Consider the following 19780-nt stretch of genomic DNA (forward strand, 5'->3'; position numbering starts at 1 on the left):
TCTTATTTTGCGAGGACTAACTAACTAGTATTCCTTTGATAGAATCCATCATTGCTTTTCTAGCAGCAACTGCTTTACTTGCGTTTTCGCCAGGGCCAGATAACATCTATGTACTCACGCAAAGTGTTGCAAATGGTAGTAAATCTGGACTAGCAACCACCGCAGGATTGATTTCTGGATGTATTGTGCATACTACACTTGTTGCTTTTGGGCTCTCGGCAGTGATTGCTGCTTCGCCTTTTCTGTTTTTTGCAATTAAAACGGTAGGAGCAATGTACTTGCTTTATCTAGCCTTTAAAGTATACCGCAGCGATGCGTCTATTAATCTCGCAGATGGTGCTCCAAAAAAATCGTACACAGCCCTTTTTAAACAAGGTGTGATTATGAATATTCTTAACCCTAAGGTGACCATATTCTTCTTAGCATTTTTCCCAGGATTCCTCTGGGATCCGGAAGGCAATACCGTATATCAATTTTATGTATTAGGATTGCTATTTATGCTAGAATCCTTTGTCATCTTTGGAAGCATTGCACTCGTCGCAGGAAAAATCTCTCATGTACTACGCACTAATAAGAACGCGGGTATTGTTTTAAAGTGGCTCCAGATTATCGTTTTTATAGGGATTGCTGTTTACATTTTTATAGACGGTTAGTTTTCTAAACGATATACAATAGCTTGCCATGGGCGTAGTGTGAATTCCTTAAAGGTTCTATCATCTATAATTTTATCATTTGAAATTACTTTGATCTTTCTGTTATAGCTTACAGAAAGTGGTAGCGAGAAATGCGCTGTATCTTCAGAGAAGTTTAAAAGCACTAAGAAACGCTCACTCTCTAGCGTGCGCGTGTAGCAATATATTTGCTCATCTTCAGCCTTGATGCACTTATAAGCTCCATAAACAAGCGCTGGGTACTTCTTACGTAAGGCAGTCATCTGTTTGAAGTAGGAGAGTGTAGAGTCTTTTTTATTGAGTTGGTCTTTTACACTCACACCTGTCTTGTAATCACTATTTACATTTATCCACGGAGTGCCGCTTGTAAATCCAGCGTTTTCTGTATTGTCCCACTGCATGGGAGTGCGTGCATTTTCCCTAGCGGCATGTTGCTCGCTGTCCATAAAAGCCTCAAGATCTCCGCCTCTTTTCTTAACAGTCTCATATCTGTTAATCGTATTAATGTCCCGATAATCTTCTATGTCTGTAAAACGTACGTTAGTCATCCCAATCTCATCACCTTGATAAAAGTATGGAGTACCGCGCATGGTCAATAAAAATGTTTGAAGTAGTGTAGCGCTATTTCTCCAGTGTTCTGGAGTGTCATTACCCCAGCGGCTTACCGTTCTAGGGAAATCATGATTTGCTAGAAATAATGATCCCCAGCCGGCTTTTGCAAATGCCGCATCCCAGTCAGTAAATACTTTTTTAAATTCAGGTAAGGAATAGCCGCCATCACGCATTTTAAATACTTCGCCAGGTGCACGATCTAAGCTCATAAGGTCAAAGTGGAAGAACATATCGATCTCCTTGCGGTCTTCATGAACAAAATCCAGTGCATCATCAATGCTTATCCCTGGGCCTTCACCTACCGTAAATGCGTCGTATTTTGAGACTACTTCATTATTGAGTTCGTTGAGGTATTCATGCACTTTTGGGCCATTTGCATAATATGCAATGTATTCATGTGGTTCCTTTGCGTCAATTTCTGGGTAGGTGATGTCTTTGCTTATAAAGGGAATTACATCCATACGGAAACCATCTACTCCTTTTTGAAACCAGAAGTGCATCATGTCATATACCTCTTGACGAACTTTTGGATTTTCCCATTTGAGGTCGGGCTGTTTTACGGCAAAGTAGTGTAAGTAATAAGCATCCGTTTGTTTATCGTATTGCCATGCATTTTCTTCTAAGTCAAAGTAGCTCCATCTTTTTGGAGGAGTACCTTTTTCGGCTGGCCACCAGTGGAAGTAATCTCGATAAGGATTATCACGAGAAGCCCTACTTTCTTTAAACCATTCATGCTCATCACTACAGTGATTTACCACAAGATCCATCACTAGTCGTAATCCTCTAGCTTTCATGCCAGAAAGCAACTCGTCAAAATCATCCATAGTTCCAAACTCGGCCATAATCTTTCGGTAATCACGTATGTCATAACCATTATCATCATTAGGAGAATCATAAATAGGGTTGAGCCAGATAATATCTACCCCTAGACTAGCGATGTAATCTAACTTTTCTATGATTCCACGCAAGTCACCTATACCATTACCTGTGGTATCTCGATAGGATCTAGGGTAAATCTGGTATACAATTCCTTCTTTCCACCATGTTTGAGTTTGCATCATTTTTTGAAAGTTGAGATTATAACGAAGTTAGTAATAGATACGCTTTCGCGAAAGCGTAACAAACATTACCATCAATCCACAGAATTATGTAACTTTGACCCCCGAACAGATTTCGGAAAATTCTATGAGCCAAAAAGTACTTCTTACTGCGACAGAGATTAACATCATTCTCAATCGTCTGGCTTGTCAACTCATTGAAAATCATACTGATTTTAAAAATACCGTTCTCATTGGGATACAGCCTCGCGGCGTTTATCTAGCAGAACGTATTAAAAAGTTGCTCACTACAGACTATGGCATTGAGGCTATTAAACTTGGTTATCTAGACATTACATTTTATCGTGATGATTTTCGCCGTAGCGAGAAAACACTAGAAGCAAATAAAACCAAAATAGACTTTGTAGTAGAGGATAAGAAGGTGGTCTTTATAGACGATGTCTTGTATACTGGGCGTAGCATAAACGCTGCTCTCACTGCTGTGCAGAGTTTTGGGAGACCAGAAGAAGTAGAGTTATTATGTCTTATAGATAGACGTTTTTCTCGCCATTTACCTATACAGCCAGACTATAAAGGCCGTCAGGTAGATGCAATAAATGATGAACAAGTGAAGGTGTGCTGGGAAGAAAATGATGGAGAAGACACCGTATATCTAGTAAAAAGCTAACTATTATGAGCGAGTTGAGTGTCAATCATCTGTTAGGTATCAAGTACATAAACGAGGCAGATATTGATCTTATTTTTAAAACGGCAGATCACTTTAAGGAAGTGATTAATCGCCCTATTAAAAAGGTGCCATCACTGCGTGATATTACTATTGCAAATCTCTTTTTTGAAAATAGTACACGTACAAAATTGTCTTTTGAGCTTGCAGAAAAACGTTTAAGTGCAGATGTAATTAACTTTTCGGCAGCAGCATCATCTGTAAAGAAAGGAGAAACGCTCATTGATACTGTAAATAATATTCTATCGATGAAGGTAGATATGGTTGTCATGCGACACCCTAATCCTGGAGCTGGCGTATTTTTATCTAAGCATATCAAGGCAAGTATTGTAAATGCTGGAGATGGAGCACATGAACATCCTACACAAGCATTACTAGATAGTTATTCTATAAGAGAGCGTCTAGGTGAAGTTGCCGGTAAAAATGTGGTGATTGTAGGCGATATTTTACACAGTCGTGTTGCACTTTCAAATATATATGCACTAAAATTACAAGGTGCAAACGTAAAAGTATGTGGTCCAAGAACATTACTGCCTAAGTACATAGAATCACTAGGAGTAGAAGTAGAGCTAGACTTGCGTAAAGCACTTGAGTGGTGCGATGTGGCAAATATGCTCCGTGTGCAAAATGAGCGAATGGATATTAGTTATTTCCCTAGCACAAGAGAATACACACAGCAATACGGAGTAAATAAAAAGTTACTAGATTCTCTAGATAAGCAAATTGTAATTATGCACCCAGGACCTATAAACCGTGGTGTGGAGATTACCAGTGATGTAGCAGACTCAGAACATGCAATCATCTTAGATCAAGTGCAAAACGGAGTAGCAGTGAGAATGGCAGTAATGTATCTACTTGCATCAAAAATCAAACAATAATGACGGTTACAGAAAAGCCTACCTATACCATACTTACAGATGACCGCACAGACGTGCGTGATTTTGCATTATACCTAGAAAATATAGTACCAGAACACTATGATCAAAAGAATCTAGTCATAGATCTTCTTAAGTATGATAAACTCACACTTGAAGATCTTGTACAATTCTTAAAACTCTCAAACTACCAGCGTGCAGATAAGAAATCATTTGTATTTGTAAATACAGGGATAAATTATGATGCTGTACCAGATGAGATGATTGTGGTTCCTACGATTGAGGAAGCTGGAGACGTTATTGAAATGGAAGAAATAGAGCGCGATCTCGGATTTTAATATTTTATATGTCTAGCAATCTACATCTTACAATTTTAGGTTGTTATGCGGCAGCTCCCAGCTCTTTTAAAAATCCTACCTCACAGGTTTTAGATATACGCAATCATTTATTTCTCATAGACTGTGGAGAAGGTACACAAGTGGCACTACGCCGTAATAAGATTAAATTTTCTCGTATAAAGCATATATTTATATCGCATTTGCACGGAGATCATTTTTTTGGAGTCATGGGAGTCATTACTACCTTTAGTCTTCTTAAGAGAACCGCACCACTTACCATTTATGGACCTAAAGGCCTCAAAGAAATTATACTTTTACAACTCAAAATCACGCAAGGATTTACTAGTTATCCGCTACGCTTTGTAGAGATTACTAGCAAAGAACCTACGGTTATTTATGAGGATGATGAGGTGACGGTAACTACAATACCACTTAAACATCGCATTTACACTAATGGTTTCTATTTTCAAGAAAAGCTTGGTGAACGTAAGCTTGATATAAACGCGTGCCTCAATCTTGAAATTGATAAAGCTTATTATTCAAAAATTAAGCAAGGAGGCGATATTACCTTAGACGATGGAACGCTTATCCCTAATGATAAGCTTACCTTTGACCCAGCTAAGCCTAAGAGTTATGCATATTGTAGTGATACTGCTTACAAAGAGGCAATAGCCACACAGATTAAAGGAGCTACCGTGTTATATCATGAAGCAACTTTTTTAGAAAGTCACGCACATCTGTGCAAGCCTACGGGGCATAGTACTGCGGCACAAGCAGCACAGATAGCCGCAAAGGCTGAGGTGGAAAGCTTAGTATTAGGTCATTATTCCATAAGATATGGAGATTTGAATCTATTTGCAGAAGAAGCTAGGCCTCATTTTGAGAATGTCTTATTAGGAGACGATGGTAAAGAATTTACATTTTAAAGCGTTATGATGGAAGAAGAAATTAAGAAAATAGCAAAACCAGTGCTGGCTAAGTTGCAAGAGCATTTTGATATTTTGATACCGCGTAACCTATTTCTAGTAAGCCCAGATACGCAGCTTAAGAAGATTAATACCATTTATGGATCTACTTCTGTAAAAGGAAATATCAGTATTACTTTTAAGTTGTTTATGCTGGAAGATCAATATATCTGTGAGTACTTTTTACAAGCAGATGGATTTACAGAGCATCGTCGTTATAATATTTACACAGATCGTGTGGAGATGCTAGAAAACTTTGAAGGTCAGTTTGCCGCATCAGGAGTAGATGATGAGGATATGGATTATGAAGAGTTTACACGTATTAGAAAGCATAATGATAAGGTGAGGAAGCTTTTGATTAAAAAAAGATTCATGAGGAAGTAGAAGTACGCTTTCGCGAAAGCGTGCACCTCAAAATCTTTATCTTTTAAAGAGTATATTTTAGTTCATTTTTACGAATTCTGGACTAATTCTGACTTTTATCTTCACCACGGTCTTCGTACATTTACTGCAATGAACAGAGACTTACACGACTACAGAAAATCATACGAGAAAGGCGAGTTGCTATTAGAAAACTCGGCTTTAGACCCTATGGACCAATTTAAAACTTGGTTTAAGGAAGTTGAAGACGCCGGAGGCGTTGCCGAACCGAATGCGATGACTGTCGCTACGCTAGGAACAGACGGTTTTCCAAAATCAAGAATCGTTCTTCTCAAAGAGCTAGATACAGATGGGTTTGTTTTTTATACAAACTATACAAGCGAGAAAGGAGAGAGTATAGCTCACCACGATAAGGTGGGAATTTCTTTTTTCTGGCCTAATCTAGAACGTCAAGTGATTATCAAAGGTGATATAGAAAAAGTAAGTACAGAGCGCTCTGATACTTATTTTAATGCTAGACCAAAAGATAGTCAGCTAGGTGCTTGGGTGTCTGACCAAAGTAGCGTGATTGCAGGAAGAGAAGTGCTAGAAGATAAGATGAAGGAGCTCAAAGACACTTATGAAGGAAAAGATATACCACGTCCAGCACACTGGGGTGGTTATATTGTAAAGCCAGTATCTATAGAATTCTGGCAAGGAAGACCGAGCCGTTTACATGATAGAATACGCTACAGACTAGAAAACGACCAGTGGATCAAAGAAAGACTAGCTTCATAATATGAAAACACTCTACCTCGTAAGACACGCAAAATCAAGTTGGAAATTTGATGTTATAGATCACGAGCGACCGCTCAATGAAAGAGGTCTAGAAGATGCACCTGCTATGGCTGCCCATATTTCTGCAACAATGCCTAAGCCAGATCTTATGATGAGTAGTGATGCATTAAGAGCAAAAACTACTGCAGTATTTTTTGCCCAAGCATATGGAATTGATGATAGAGAAATACAATTAGACTATAAAATGTATGACTTTGCAGGTACAGATCTCGTTGAGGTGATACGTGCAGTAAATGATGAGGTTAATTGTTTAATGGTTTTTGGGCATAATAATGCAATGACTAATGTGGTTAATACGTATGGAAATGAAACCATAGATAATGTCTCTACAGCTGCATTTACAGCAATAACTTTTGATATTGATAGCTGGCAAGATCTCAATAAAGGAAAGACGATTTATTACAAAGCTCCTAAAGAATTATAGTAATGACACAAACAGGCGAAAATAGATATATAAACCGAGAGTTAAGTTGGCTGCAATTTAACGCTAGGGTATTACAAGAAGCTGCAGATGAAAATGTACCACTTATTGAGCGTTTTCGTTTTTTAGGTATTTTTTCAAATAACCTAGACGAGTTCTTTAGAGTGCGATATGCTACAGTGCGTAGAATTGTAGATGCTGGTAAAACAGGAAGAAAGGCCTTAGGAGTTTATTCTGCCGAAGAATTACTTGAAAAAATCACTGAGATTGTAATAGAACAGCAAACAGAAAGCCTCAAGATTCTTGAGGATATTTATAAAAAGCTAGAAAAAGAAAACATTTACATGCTCACCGAAGATGAGATTACACTTCCGGAGCATAAAACATTTATTAAAGACTTCTTTACAGATCAAGTATCTCTCGCTGTAGAAACCATTATCCTACGTGAAGATGTAGAGCTGCCACGTATACAAGATCTTGACGCCTATTTAATGGTAAAGATGGTGCTTTCAGATACAAAGAAGCCGTTATATGCACTTTTAGAGATACCAAGTACGATAGATCGTTTTGTCGTGTTGCCGCAAGTAGATGGTAAGGATTATATCATGATGCTTGATGATTTGATTAGGTATAATCTTGATACCATTTTTAGCATTTTTGATTATGACAGTATTACTGCTCATATGATTAAAATAACACGTGACGCAGAGCTAGATATTGAGTCTGATTTAGGTAAGAGCTTTTTAGAAAAACTCACTCGAAGCGTTAAAGGGAGAGAAGATGGGGAACCTGTGCGCTTTGTTTTTGATAAAACAATAGAGCAAGAAACGCTACAGTTTCTACTTAGTAAATTAGGTATAGAGCGCATAGATAGTATCATTCCTGGTGGTAGATATCACAACAGGAAAGATTATATGAACTTCCCGACCTTTGGTAGGAAAGAGCTCTACTACCCAAGTGTCAAGCCATTACCTATTGCTGGAATAAGCTTAGAAGATAACCTACTAGCTAAGGTTGCAAAGAAAGACTTCTTGCAATACACACCTTACCAGAGCTTCTCTTATACTATTAAATTTTTAAGAGAAGCAGCACTAGATCCTAAAGTGAGATCTATAAAAATCACTATTTATAGACTTGCAAAATTATCAAGTATCGCAAGCGCACTTATTAACGCCGCCCAAAATGGAAAAGAAGTAACGGTACAAATAGAGCTGCGGGCACGTTTTGACGAAGAGTCGAACATGCGCTATGCAAAGAAAATGCAAAATGAAGGTGTACGTCTCATCTTTGGTGTGCCTGGTTTAAAAGTGCACAGTAAAGTCTGCGTGATCGATAGAGAGGAAGAAGGGAAGATCGTGAGATATGGTTTTATAAGTACAGGAAACTTTAACCACGCTACGGCCCGTATTTATACAGATTACACACTCTTTACATCAAACAAGGAAATATTAAAGGATTTAAATAAGCTCTTCAATTTCTTTGACACCAATTATATAGTAAATAAATACAAGCATCTCGTTGTAGCGCCACACTACTCAAGAAATAAGATGTACAGGCTTATTCAAGAACAAATAGAGGTTGTAAAAAATGGTGGGAACGGTTTAATACGATTAAAGCTCAATAGTATCTCAAATTATGAAATCATTGATAAGCTTTATGAGGCGAGTAACGCTGGCGTAAAGATAGAGATGATTGTACGTGGTGTATGTTGTTTGATTCCTGGGGTACCTGGAATGAGTGAGAACATTAAAATAATTAGTGTTATAGATAAATTCTTAGAGCATACAAGAGTATATATTTTTGGAGAGCCAGGATGGGAGAAAGTTTTTATCTCTTCGTCGGACTGGATGAGCCGTAATCTTGATAATAGGGTAGAGGTAACTGTGCCTATTTACGATGAGGATGTCAAGAAAGAAATAATAGAGACACATGAGATTGCGTGGAGTGATAACGTAAAAGCACGTGTACTAAATAAGGAGATGGATAACAGATACAAAATAGACGATATGCCAGCGATAAGATCACAATTTGCTACGTATGACTATTATGTAAATAAACTCTCTCAATTATAGTGCTTACCATAAAAAAATATGCCGCAATAGATATAGGTTCTAATGCAGTACGTCTGCTCATAGCAAACATCATTGAGCAGGAAGATGGACCTACGCTATTTAGAAAAAACGCGTTAGTCCGTGTGCCTATTAGGCTTGGAGAAGACGTTTTTATTAACGGGGAGATTTCTACAAAAAATCAAGAGCGCATGGAGGATGCCATGAAAGCTTTTAGGTTACTTATGAATGCTCATCAAGTGCTAGAATATAGAGCTTGTGCTACAAGTGCGATGAGAGATGCTCGCAATGGTTTTGCTTTCGCGAAAGCGTTAAAGAAAAAAACGAATATTACAATAGATATCATAGACGGTGAGGAAGAGGCAAAAATTATAGCCGCTACAGATCTTAATAGCTTTATTAAAGAAGACCGAACCTATATTTATGTAGATGTAGGAGGAGGAAGTACAGAGATAACCATCTATCATATGGGTAGCATGATTGCATCTAGATCGTTTAAAATAGGAACCGTACGCTTGTTAAATGATCTCGTATCTCAAGAAGATTGGGAAATTATGCAGAAATGGATTGCTTTAAAATGTGAAAACTATGATCATATTGACCTAATAGGATCTGGAGGAAATATAAATAAGGTGTTTAAGTTAAGTGCAAAAAAGCCAGGAAAAACCTTATCATACCTCTTCCTAACGCAATTATATAAAGAGCTCAAAACTTTAAGCTATGAAGAGCGAATTGTGAAGCTGTCTCTCAACCCAGACCGTGCAGATGTAATAATTCCAGCATTGCATATTTATTTACAAGCAATGAAATCATCAAAAGCAAAACAGATAATTGTTCCAAAAATTGGACTTGCCGATGGTATTATCAAAAGTTTATATCATGCTAATAATTCATGATGAGGATTTTAAATTTAATGTATATTTGCTTGTAAAACGTAGAACTACAAAACTTTAGCTTATGAAAAAGTCATTATTTTTTATTACGGGATTGTTTCTTTTATCTTTTTCTTGCATCAACGCCCAAGTTACGTCTGGATTCAAAGCAGGGGTAAATATTGCAGATGTAAATGGATTGTCTTTTGACAATGATGGCAGCGCTTCTGCAGATAGAATTGAAAACCAACTTGACGGTAAGCGCACAAGTTATTTTGTAGGTTTTTTAGTAGATATTCCTATCTCAGAGAAGTTAAGTTTTATGCCAGAATTTATCTTTTCACAACAGGGGAAGAATTTGGAGAGCTTCCGTTTAGATTACTTAAACCTTCCTTTAGGATTAAAGCTTAATTTAAGTAATCTTTATATCAATGCAGGACCACAAGTAGGAGTAAAAGTATGGGACCCTAATAAGTCTGGAATATTTTCAAACTTTGAAGCTTCTGCATTTGGAGGTCTAGGATACATCTTTGATTCTAATATTTTTATTGAGGCAAGATATACTTATGGCCTCACAGATATCTTTCAAGACAACAACAATTTTACTTTTGATAACGCTGGCGAGACTCGATTTTCAGATTTAGAAGGTAAAAATGCTGTGATTCAATTGGGAATAGGCTATAGACTTTAGATCAAATCGTGTTCGTTATCGGGTGTAATTTGTTTTTTATAGTTTATTTACTTGGTTTTGTTATTTTACTATAGAAAACTGATTTATACAATTTATCTTTATACCCTGAGGTTCCCGACGTTATCTCTATTTACTAATGACGAATATCTTTTAATTATGAAAAAAATAGTACTATCTATCATCTTTTTTGCATTTTTATGTAGCACACAGCTTTTTGCACAAGGCGTACGTTTTGGCTTTAAAGCAGGATTGAGTGTGAGTGAAATAAGCAATCTAGAGTACACTATCGTAAATACAGGTTTAGATGGCGATCCGGCTATTGCGCCTTTTAATTCAATAGATGAAGGCCGCTACGGATTTGCAGTTGCATTTCTTGCAGAAATTCCAGTAACTAACAAATTAAGCTTTCAGCCAGAATTTGCTTTTGCATCACAAGGAAACAAGTATGAAGGTGTTCGTTATGATTTTTTACAAATCCCTTTAGGATTACGTCTTAATCTTAACAGACTTTTTCTAATTGCAGGACCACAAGCAGGACTTAAGATTTCATTTTATGAGCAATCAGAAAATTACAAATCATTTGACTTTTCTGCATTTGGTGGTGTAGGATATCACTTTAACGAGAGCATCTTTGTAGAAGCTCGCTTTACAAAAGGATTCTTAGAGGTTTTTGAAGACGATGCAGCGGTACGTTTACCATATACTCCTGGAGAAGGAGATCCACAAGCAGATAATAATAGTCTTGTAAATGGTGATAACTTCCTTGTAAATGGATCAGGAACTAATCAATACATAACATTAAGTATAGGGTACCGTTTATAAGTTACCTTTTATGAAATATGAAAGCCCAGCTATATCTAATAGTTGGGCTTTTTTGATTTGTAAAAACAAGTGCTACTTTTCTTTTGTAACAATCATTCTAGTTACTATGAGCATAGGGATCATAATAGAATACGCTATAAAAAAAGGAATGATATAATCTGCAAGCCCAACTACAAGAAACAACGCAATTAATAATAATTGAAAGCCTAGACCAAAAGTAGAAACTATTGTCATTAACCAGTTAGGTGTGATAGATCCTTTCTCTGCCTTAGGGTCAAGTTTATAAATGATGGCATCAAATGCGCCATACAACACTCTGTAGGTTTTATATAAAAAGGTAACCGTACTTTGCTGCTCTCCTGGTAATGCGGTAGGAATTCCTATTTCTATAACACGACTTGTGGTGTCGCCATCAAGCTTGCTGCGCAATATCACATAATAGTAATTATATAATGTTCCTTGCAGCTGAATACATAAGAAGGCAAGTACTGTCCAGTATAAACTAGTGTCAGTTATAAACCCAATAGTATAGAGAATTGCAGCGTTTAGAAGAATATCAGATATAGAATCTAGGTATCTTCCTGTATATGAAGGAGTATTTTTAATTCTTGCGAGTTCGCCATCTGCGGCGTCAAGAATTGATTTTAAAATTAAGAAGAATGCAGCCCAAAAGTAAAATCCTTTTACAATACAAATAATAGCAATAAAACCACTTATTACAAAAGAGTAGGTTACTTGTACAGGGGTAGCAGAAGTGTTTTTTAGAGAAAGAGCGATACGGCGAGCTATGGTCCGGCCATAATCAGAAAGGTCAACAAATTTGTGGGCTTTGGGTAATTTTGACATAAACTTCTAGGTAGTAGCATTTTTAAAAACCTAGAAGGTGCATTTAAAACAGCAATTTATTTTGGGTACAAAGATACGGGTTAAGTATGTTTATTTTGCTTTCGCGAAAGCGTAAATCATCCATTAATTTCTCGTTTTACAAACGGATATATAGATAGCATTAAAAAGAAAATGATGCTCACTACAACAATTATAGATATAAAACCGAATACTACATTTAACCCGAAGAGAAGTGTAATGGTAGGTTGTATTACCCCAAACATAACGAGCAATACAATTAGTATAAATGCAACCGTTATGACTTTGGGAACCTTTCGTACAGACTGCGATGTAAGACTTAGTAATTGAGGTAGTACTTCTTCAGATAGGTGCATTCCAAGTTTTGAAATAAGCTCTTCGCTGAATCCCATACCTCTGTATCTTATAGGATCTAACTGTGTTGCATACTTTAAGATCCTCTCTTGATGGCGTTCATACACGCGATGTATATCTAGTTCTTCTTTAAACTGGTTATATTTAAACCCAAAGTAATGGTTCCAGCCCATTCCTACCTTATGCTCTGTCCATTTTTTGAGCATGCGTACATCATATTCTTTAGGATTCATGTAACCTTTTACACTGCTCTTACTAGGGTCGTTGAGAAGTAATGCTTTGGTTTCTAGGTAAAGTATTTCTGTTTCTCCGTAGCGATCTTTTTCTTCAATATATTCTAATGCTAGTTTAGACCTTCCTTTGTAGAACTCTTTGACTAAAAAGTAGTTGAGACTTGAGAATTCCTCATCAATATATTCTTTAAGACCCGGTGCCCACACTGATGATCTTAAAAGAATATCTGCAATATCTCTAAAGTAGTGAACTTGCTGTGTCAATTTTTGTATCTCTTGAGATAATGAATCTCCAGAAAACTTAAGACGGGCGGTTTTTGAGAGAATAAAACCTAGAAGAACGACAACAAGAATAGAACTCAAAAATAATAGTAAAAGAAGTATGTTTTTAAGCTCAGGTAGGTGGTCATTTGTAAAAAATAACTCTAAGCTTATCATCATAGTAATGCCTCCGCAAACGCTCATAAGCGCCGGGATAAAGGGTACAACCGTCTTGACAAAATTACGCAATTTTATCTAATCTTTTGATTAATAATAGGTTGGGCCTTTATCTCTTGTGGAGACGCAGGAAGCAAATAAACCATTAATATTTGAATTTACAAAATCTGGTTTTAGTTCTAGTGTTTTGAGTACAAATGCAAGTGATTACTCATTTACAAAAGCGACGCTGTGACAAGCAACTACAGCTGCTGTCTCTGTGCGTAAACGACTATTACCAAGAGACACAGGAGTTATACCTTGCTTGAGAGCAAGTTCAATTTCGGCTGTAGAAAAATCTCCTTCTGGACCTATGAGTATAGTGTATGATTTGTTTGGCTTGAGATAATCTTTAAGGGACTCTTTTTTAAGATCTTCACAGTGGGCAATGAAGGTATTTTCTATACTACAATGCTCCACAAACTCAGAAAATGACGTGAGCGGATGTAAGACAGGAAGATGATAATGCAGTGATTGCTTCATTGCGCTTTGGATAATCTTCATGAAGCGCTCTTCTTTTATAACCTTGCGTTCACTATGGTCACAAAGTAGTGGTGTAATTTCTGTGATACCTATTTCTGTAGCTTTCTCTAATAACCACTCAAAGCGGTCATTAAGTTTTGTGGGTGCAACAGCTAGATGAAGTTTATAATCTCTAGGCTCTTGATAACGGTAGCTTTCTATTTGTAATCTACACTTGTTAGGATTTTCTTCTGCCACGATTGCATTAAAAAGATATCCCTGTCCATTAGTGAGGTGAATTGCATCACCAGTTTTTTTACGTAACACACGTATTACATGCTTACTTTCATCTTTAGGTAGAGTATAAGTATCGCTATCTATTGTTAATGTCTCACTATAAAATAACTGCATTCTTATATTTTTAATCGTGATTGAGCACTAACACCAAGGTCTTGATACACGTTTTTCTCAGATAGCTCATTATATTTTAAATAACCCACAATTCCTATCATTGCTGCGTTATCTGTGGTGTATTGAAATTTAGGTAAATAGGTAGTCCATCCATATTTTGACTCAGATGCTTTTAATGCACTGCGTATTCCACTATTTGCTGAGACACCTCCTCCTATGGCAATTTGTGTAATACCAGTTTCTTTTACCGCTTTTTTAATTTTGTCCATTAAAATATTGACAATAGTATATTGGATGGAAGCACAAACATCATCACGACGATTATCTATAAAGCTTGGATCTGCTAGCTGTTGCTTCTGTACAAAATACATGATTTGCGTTTTAAGACCACTAAAACTGAAGTCTAGTCCGCCTACTTTAGGTTTTGTAAAAGGAAAGGCCTTTGGGTCCCCTAGTTGTGCATATGTGTCAATTAATGGTCCTCCAGGATATGGTAGGCCTAAGATTTTTGCGCTTTTATCAAAAGCTTCGCCTACGGCGTCGTCTATAGTTTGCCCTATTACTTCCATAGTGAAGTAATCATCTACACGTACAATCTGTGTGTGACCTCCAGAGATAGTAACTCCTAGAAAGGGAAATGTAGGTTTACTATAGCCTTCTTCATCAATAAAATGAGCTAGAATGTGTGCTTGCATATGGTTTACATCAATAAGCGGTATATCTAGACCCATAGCAAATGACTTAGCAAAAGAGGTACCTACAAGTAAAGATCCTAATAAGCCCGGACCACTTGTAAAAGCTATAGCGCTTAGCTGATTTTTATCGATATTTGCCTTGCGTAAAGCAGCCGTTACAACGGGAACAATATTTTGTTGATGTGCACGTGAAGCAAGCTCTGGAACTACCCCTCCATATTCTTGATGAATGTCTTGGTTTGCAACAACATTTGAGAGTACCTTGTCGTTGTGTAAAACAGCAGCAGCGGTGTCATCACAAGATGATTCTATAGCAAGAATATAAGTAGAAGTAATCGTATTATTCATAAGGCACGTATGTTGCAGTAAGTGTACAAAGTTAAAACAATAAGCCCTATCAAGAAATTTAAAAAAATAGCACTTCGCACACTTCTAGTGTTATTCTTGCTTTTTGGGCTCATTCTATTGTTGTTTTCTCTTCCCAGCGTTCAAACTCGAATTGCCAAGAGCGTTACAGAGCGCATTAATAACACCTATGGTACCAGTATACAAGTAGAACGTGTAGGTCTCAAATGGAATGGAGATGTCCTTGTAAAAGGAACATTAATTAAAGATCACAAGCAGGATACCATGATCTACGTGAGAGAGCTTGCTACAAGTCTCTACAGCGTGCAGAAGGTGCTAGACAATAATATGGAGCTGGGCGATATTTCACTTGAAGGTGTAAACTTTTATCTCACAAAGTATAAAGGCGAAGCTTCAGATAACTTAACGCTATTCTCACGCCAGTTTGCGACAAATACTCCTAAATCTGGAAAGGCTTTTATTATGTCTTCAGATAATGTGGCAATTTCTGAAGGTCGATTTATGTATGTAAATGGAGATTTAGAAAACTCGTTAGTGCTCGATTATCAAGACCTTTCAACTAACTGGGAAGATTTTTATCTCAATAGCAGTTCTGTAGATGCTCATATTGAATCACTATCATTTGATGCTATAAGAGGCTACCAGATAAGATCGCTAGATGGAACTTTTCACTATGATCCAGATTTAATAACGCTCAAAGATTTTTCACTTACAACAGATTTTTCTGCTATAGAGGGTGATATCAAGTTAGATACCTCAGATGGAGCGCTAGATGATTTTAATACGCTAGTGGAGGTGGATGCCGCTTTCGCGAAAGCTAAAATATCTACTAATGATATACGCCCATTTTATAGAGAGATTGCGCCAGACATTGATTTAGATATATCTGGGAATGTAAATGGACACCTTAATGACTTTAGAGTGCCAAATCTTAAAGTAACAGGATTAGGGAATTCTGTGATAGAAGGTGATGTTTATTTTGACGGAGTAGTGAGCGGTGATGATTTTAGAATATCTGGAAATTATAATAAGCTTGAAACCAATTATTTTGATTTAAAAAGATTGTTGCCAGACGTACTCTCTTCCTTGCCAGCAGAAATGTCAAAATTAGGTCAAGTATCTTTCCGAGGTGCTAACGCGGTTACGCTTTCTACAGTTGTATCCGAAGGTGATATTACCACAAACTTAGGTGATATCTCACTGAATCTTTTATTGAAAGGATTGAGAGATGCAGATAATGCAGGCTATGAGGGGAATGTAAAGTTCGATAACTTTAACTTAGGTAAACTGCTAGATGATAAGCGACTGGGGAAGACCACCTTTGACATGGATGTTGAGGGAAAAGGATTTATACAAGAAACCATAAACACAAAGCTCTCTGGAAGCATAAGAAGTATAGAATATAATAACTATGTCTATAAACATATTACGGTCTTTGGAAATCTTAAAGCGCCAGTTTTTGATGGAGAGTTATTGCTTGATGATCCTAATGCAAAAGCAAAACTTAACGGATTAATAGATATCTCAAAAGAGTTTAATAGCTACGATCTAGAAGCTCAAATTGACTATGCAGATCTTAAAATGCTCAATTTTATTAATGATAGCATTTCTATCCTTAGGGGTAATGTAGTCATTGATATGAAAGGTACAAATGTAGAGGACGTCTATGGTAGAATTTCCTTTGCAGATGCTAGTTATCAAAATAAGAATAATACCTACAGCTTTAAAGATTTTGAAATCACCTCAAAGTTTGACGCAAAGAAAGTGCGTACCATTGATATCAACTCCACAGAGATTATAAGTGGAGAGGTTCGAGGTGTTTTTAAATTTAATGAAGTAGTACCATTATTTAAAAATGCTATTGGGAGCTTATATACAAACTATCAGCCAGAAATTCTTACACAAGATCAGTTTATGGATTTTGAGTTTACCATCTTTAATAAGATAGTAGCCATATTTGTTCCCGAGTTAGATTTTGAGCCAGAAACAATCATACGAGGTAGTGTGGTGGCAAATGATTCTGAATTTAAACTTACGTTCAAGTCGCCTAAGATTGATGCTTTTGGCTATATGGCAAAAGATATTGAAATACGTGTAGATAATAAGAACCCTTTATTTAATACTTACGTAGCTGCAGATAGTATAAATGCAGGTTTCTATGCAGTATCAGATTTTAATCTTATTAATGTTACTCTAAAGGATACATTATTCATGAGGTCAGAATTTAAAGGTGGTAAGCGCAACGATGATTCCTTTGATCTCTCTTTATATCACACCATTAACGCAGAAGGAAACTCTGTGTTAGGATTTAAGAAATCAAAAATTATCTTTAAAGAGAAACCTTGGTTTATCAATGAGGAAAATGATAGAAAAAACAGCGTAGTCTTTGATAATAATTTTAAGGACATCGATATTAATACACTCGTATTAAGTCATCAAGATGAGCGTATTGATCTTAAGGGACAGCTCAGGGATAGCACCTACAAGGATATCAAAGCCAATTTTAAAAATGTTGACCTTGCCAAGGTAACACCAGATCTTGACAGTCTTGATTTAGGAGGACGTATCAATGGTAAACTCGATATCTTACAAAAGAACGGTGCTTATTTGCCAAATACGTCTCTTGCCATTAAAGACTTTTCGGTAAACGGGACTAATCTTGGTCAGCTGGACTTAAATGTTACTGGTAATGCAACACTTTCAAAATATAGTATAAAATCTAAGTTAGAGCGCGATGGTCTCCGTTCTTTAACAGCAGATGGAAGTATAGATGCTTCGGGAAAAGTGCCTTATATTGATATGGATGTAGGACTCAGTGATTTAGATTTAAGCCCCTTTAACCCGATGGGTAAAGGAGTTATAGATCAAATAAGAGGACTAGCAAGCGGAGAGGCAAAAGTAGTAGGTGATTACAGAAATCCTGACATTAATGGGAATCTCACGCTAGAGAATGCGGGAATTGCCATTCCTTATTTAAATGTAAACTACGATTTCAAAGGCACTTCAAATGTTACATTAAATAAACAACAGTTCATTTTTGATGCAATACAGTTGGAGGATGTTAAGTATAAAACGCTAGGTGCACTTAACGGTTCTATAAGTCATAAGTCTTTTAGTGATTGGAAACTTGATCTTGGCATTTCGTCTACGAGAATTGCAGTGCTGGATACCGAAGAAAATCTAGAATCACTGTATTATGGTACCGCTTTTTTAGAAGGTGAAGCGTTTATCAAAGGGCCTACAGATAACTTGGTTATTGATGTTTTTGGAGAAACTGCGAGAGGAACTACTTTTAAGATCCCGATAGATGACTCTGAGGCACTAGGTGACAACTCTTATATTAAATTCTTAAGTCCAGAAGAAAAAGAAGCGCGCATTAATGGTGTACAAGTAATTACAGAGGCTGTAAAAGGACTTTCTGTAAACTTTGATCTAGATATTGATCCAGATGCAGAAGTAGAGGTTGTGGTTGATAAAGCAAACGGAAGTACGCTAAGAGGTAGAGGAGTGGGAACACTATTGATACAGCTAGATACTAACGGCAAGTTTATAATGAACGGAGATTTTATTGCTACCGAAGGAGTCTTTAACTTTAGATATGGTGGCTTTATTACAAAGGATTTTATATTACAACAAGATGCAAACATACGTTGGGATGGCGATCCTGCAAAAGCACTTCTAGATGTAAGCGCAATTTATAGAACGCAAGCCAATCCTGGGACGTTACTGCAAACTTCTACAGTAAATAGAAAGATTCCAGTAAATGTAGTTATCAATTTAGATGGTGAGCTACTTAAGCCAGATATTACCTTTGATATAGAATTTCCAGGAGCAGGAAGTACGGTGGTTTCAGAATTAGAATTTTTATTACAAGATAGAAATGCCAAGGAGCTTAACGCTATATCACTAGTATCTCAGGGAGCCTTTTTAAGTACGGCAGATATTAATACGGCTTCGGCTGCGGTAAATAACCTACTTGAGACTACGTCGTCTATTCTATCTGGAATTCTCTTTAATGATGACGACAGTATTTTTGACGTAGGTATAGATCTTGTACAAGCAGATCGTGACCCTACACTCGATGTACAGTCTGCCGGTAGAGTGGGAGTCACGCTCTCTACACAAATTACAAACCGTGTACTTATTAATGGTAAGGTAGGAGTGCCTACGGGTGGAGTGAGTGAGAGCGTGATTGTAGGAGATGTAGAAATAGATTTTCTCTTGAACGAAGATGGGACACTGCGCGCCAAAGTTTTCAACCGCCAGACAGATATTCAATTTATAGGCGAGACAGAAGGATATACGCAAGGAGTGGGATTATCGTATGCGGTAGATTTCAATACCTTCAAAGAATTACTTCGTAAAATCTTTAAGGGTAAAATAAAAGAAGCTGTTGAGCAAGCCATAGGTGAAAAGGACGTGCCTAAAAAAATAGCTCCAGATGGAGTTCAGTTTAATCGCTAATTAGACTTTTTTACGCTTTCGCGAAAGCGTATTTCCAATATTTCTCTTCTATTTTCTTCATTTTTTCTCCCAAATTCTCAGAATCTGAAAAAACTTTTCAAACGAAAACGTTTGAAAT

The 19780-nt window shown here is 36.9% G+C and carries 18 protein-coding genes; 13 read left to right on the top strand and 5 right to left on the bottom strand.

From position 1 onward, the window contains the following. Positions 1-35: 35 nt before the first annotated feature. Positions 36-653, top strand: coding sequence for a LysE family translocator (locus tag DCS32_RS13030; RefSeq protein ID WP_108878671.1), 618 nt, complete (start codon positions 36-38; stop codon positions 651-653). Here DCS32_RS13030 and DCS32_RS13035 read toward each other — a convergent pair. Next, positions 650-2344 carry a glycoside hydrolase family 13 protein gene (locus DCS32_RS13035; RefSeq protein WP_108878672.1) on the bottom strand — a complete coding sequence of 565 codons (1695 nt, stop codon included), beginning with the start codon at positions 2342-2344 and terminating at the stop codon, positions 650-652. The genes DCS32_RS13030 and DCS32_RS13035 overlap by 4 nt on opposite strands. A gap of 124 nt (positions 2345-2468) precedes the next feature. On the opposite strand from DCS32_RS13035, the gene pyrR reads away from it, so the two are divergent. The 11 genes from pyrR to DCS32_RS13090 all read left to right on the top strand — a co-directional run bounded on the left by pyrR (position 2469) and on the right by DCS32_RS13090 (position 11336). After that, positions 2469-3008, top strand: a complete 540-nt coding sequence (gene pyrR / locus DCS32_RS13040; protein ID WP_013752345.1) for a bifunctional pyr operon transcriptional regulator/uracil phosphoribosyltransferase PyrR — start codon at positions 2469-2471, stop codon at positions 3006-3008. Between the two features lie 5 nt (positions 3009-3013). Continuing rightward, on the top strand, positions 3014-3943 hold the full coding sequence (locus DCS32_RS13045; RefSeq protein WP_108878673.1) for an aspartate carbamoyltransferase catalytic subunit: 930 nt from the start codon (positions 3014-3016) through the stop codon (positions 3941-3943). Continuing rightward, positions 3943-4278, top strand: a complete 336-nt coding sequence (locus DCS32_RS13050) for a ribonuclease Z (protein WP_108878674.1) — start codon at positions 3943-3945, stop codon at positions 4276-4278. The genes DCS32_RS13045 and DCS32_RS13050 overlap by 1 nt, the downstream gene beginning before the upstream one ends. A gap of 8 nt (positions 4279-4286) precedes the next feature. After that, positions 4287-5204, top strand: coding sequence for a ribonuclease Z (locus DCS32_RS13055; RefSeq protein WP_108878675.1), 918 nt, complete (start codon positions 4287-4289; stop codon positions 5202-5204). Positions 5205-5210: 6 nt separating this feature from the next. Then, entirely contained in the window at positions 5211-5627 is a 417-nt protein-coding gene (locus tag DCS32_RS13060; protein WP_013752341.1) for a hypothetical protein, read from the top strand. Between the two features lie 129 nt (positions 5628-5756). Then, on the top strand, positions 5757-6401 hold the full coding sequence (pdxH, locus tag DCS32_RS13065; RefSeq protein ID WP_108878676.1) for a pyridoxamine 5'-phosphate oxidase: 645 nt from the start codon (positions 5757-5759) through the stop codon (positions 6399-6401). 1 nt (position 6402) lies between these two features. Then, on the top strand, positions 6403-6885 hold the full coding sequence (locus DCS32_RS13070; protein WP_108878677.1) for a SixA phosphatase family protein: 483 nt from the start codon (positions 6403-6405) through the stop codon (positions 6883-6885). Between the two features lie 2 nt (positions 6886-6887). Next, complete coding sequence (gene ppk1 / locus DCS32_RS13075; protein WP_108878678.1) at positions 6888-8954, top strand: polyphosphate kinase 1; 2067 nt, start codon at positions 6888-6890, stop codon at positions 8952-8954. After that, a complete protein-coding gene (locus DCS32_RS13080; protein ID WP_108878679.1) occupies positions 8954-9847 on the top strand; it encodes a Ppx/GppA phosphatase family protein in 894 nt (297 codons plus the stop codon). The genes ppk1 and DCS32_RS13080 overlap by 1 nt, the downstream gene beginning before the upstream one ends. Before the next feature lie 61 nt (positions 9848-9908). Then, the gene (locus tag DCS32_RS13085; RefSeq protein ID WP_108878680.1) at positions 9909-10514 is read left to right on the top strand and encodes a porin family protein; all 606 of its coding nucleotides are present in this window, start codon (positions 9909-9911) and stop codon (positions 10512-10514) included. A 156-nt stretch (positions 10515-10670) separates the two neighbouring features. Further along, positions 10671-11336 (top strand): outer membrane beta-barrel protein, encoded by a 666-nt coding sequence (locus DCS32_RS13090; protein WP_108878681.1) that lies wholly within the window; start codon positions 10671-10673, stop codon positions 11334-11336. 72 nt (positions 11337-11408) lie between these two features. Here the strand turns inward: DCS32_RS13090 and DCS32_RS13095 are convergent, their stop codons facing one another. The 4 genes from DCS32_RS13095 to tsaD all read right to left on the bottom strand — a co-directional run bounded on the left by DCS32_RS13095 (position 11409) and on the right by tsaD (position 15180). Beyond that, positions 11409-12182 carry a CDP-alcohol phosphatidyltransferase family protein gene (locus DCS32_RS13095; RefSeq protein WP_108878682.1) on the bottom strand — a complete coding sequence of 258 codons (774 nt, stop codon included), beginning with the start codon at positions 12180-12182 and terminating at the stop codon, positions 11409-11411. 116 nt (positions 12183-12298) lie between these two features. Next, positions 12299-13252: a hypothetical protein gene (locus tag DCS32_RS13100; RefSeq protein WP_108878683.1), complete on the bottom strand. Its 954-nt coding sequence runs from the start codon at positions 13250-13252 to the stop codon at positions 12299-12301. Between the two features lie 180 nt (positions 13253-13432). Next, positions 13433-14137: a 16S rRNA (uracil(1498)-N(3))-methyltransferase gene (locus DCS32_RS13105; RefSeq protein ID WP_108878684.1), complete on the bottom strand. Its 705-nt coding sequence runs from the start codon at positions 14135-14137 to the stop codon at positions 13433-13435. A 2-nt stretch (positions 14138-14139) separates the two neighbouring features. Next, positions 14140-15180 carry a tRNA (adenosine(37)-N6)-threonylcarbamoyltransferase complex transferase subunit TsaD gene (tsaD, locus tag DCS32_RS13110; RefSeq protein WP_108878685.1) on the bottom strand — a complete coding sequence of 347 codons (1041 nt, stop codon included), beginning with the start codon at positions 15178-15180 and terminating at the stop codon, positions 14140-14142. Positions 15181-15201: 21 nt separating this feature from the next. Here tsaD and DCS32_RS13115 point away from each other — a divergent pair, with 21 nt between their 5' ends. Next, positions 15202-19662, top strand: coding sequence for a translocation/assembly module TamB (locus DCS32_RS13115; RefSeq protein ID WP_108878686.1), 4461 nt, complete (start codon positions 15202-15204; stop codon positions 19660-19662). The last annotated feature ends 118 nt before the right edge of the window (positions 19663-19780 follow it).

The organism is Dokdonia sp. Dokd-P16 (genome assembly GCF_003095655.1).
In the GTDB taxonomy this organism is placed as follows: Bacteria; Bacteroidota; Bacteroidia; order Flavobacteriales; family Flavobacteriaceae; genus Dokdonia.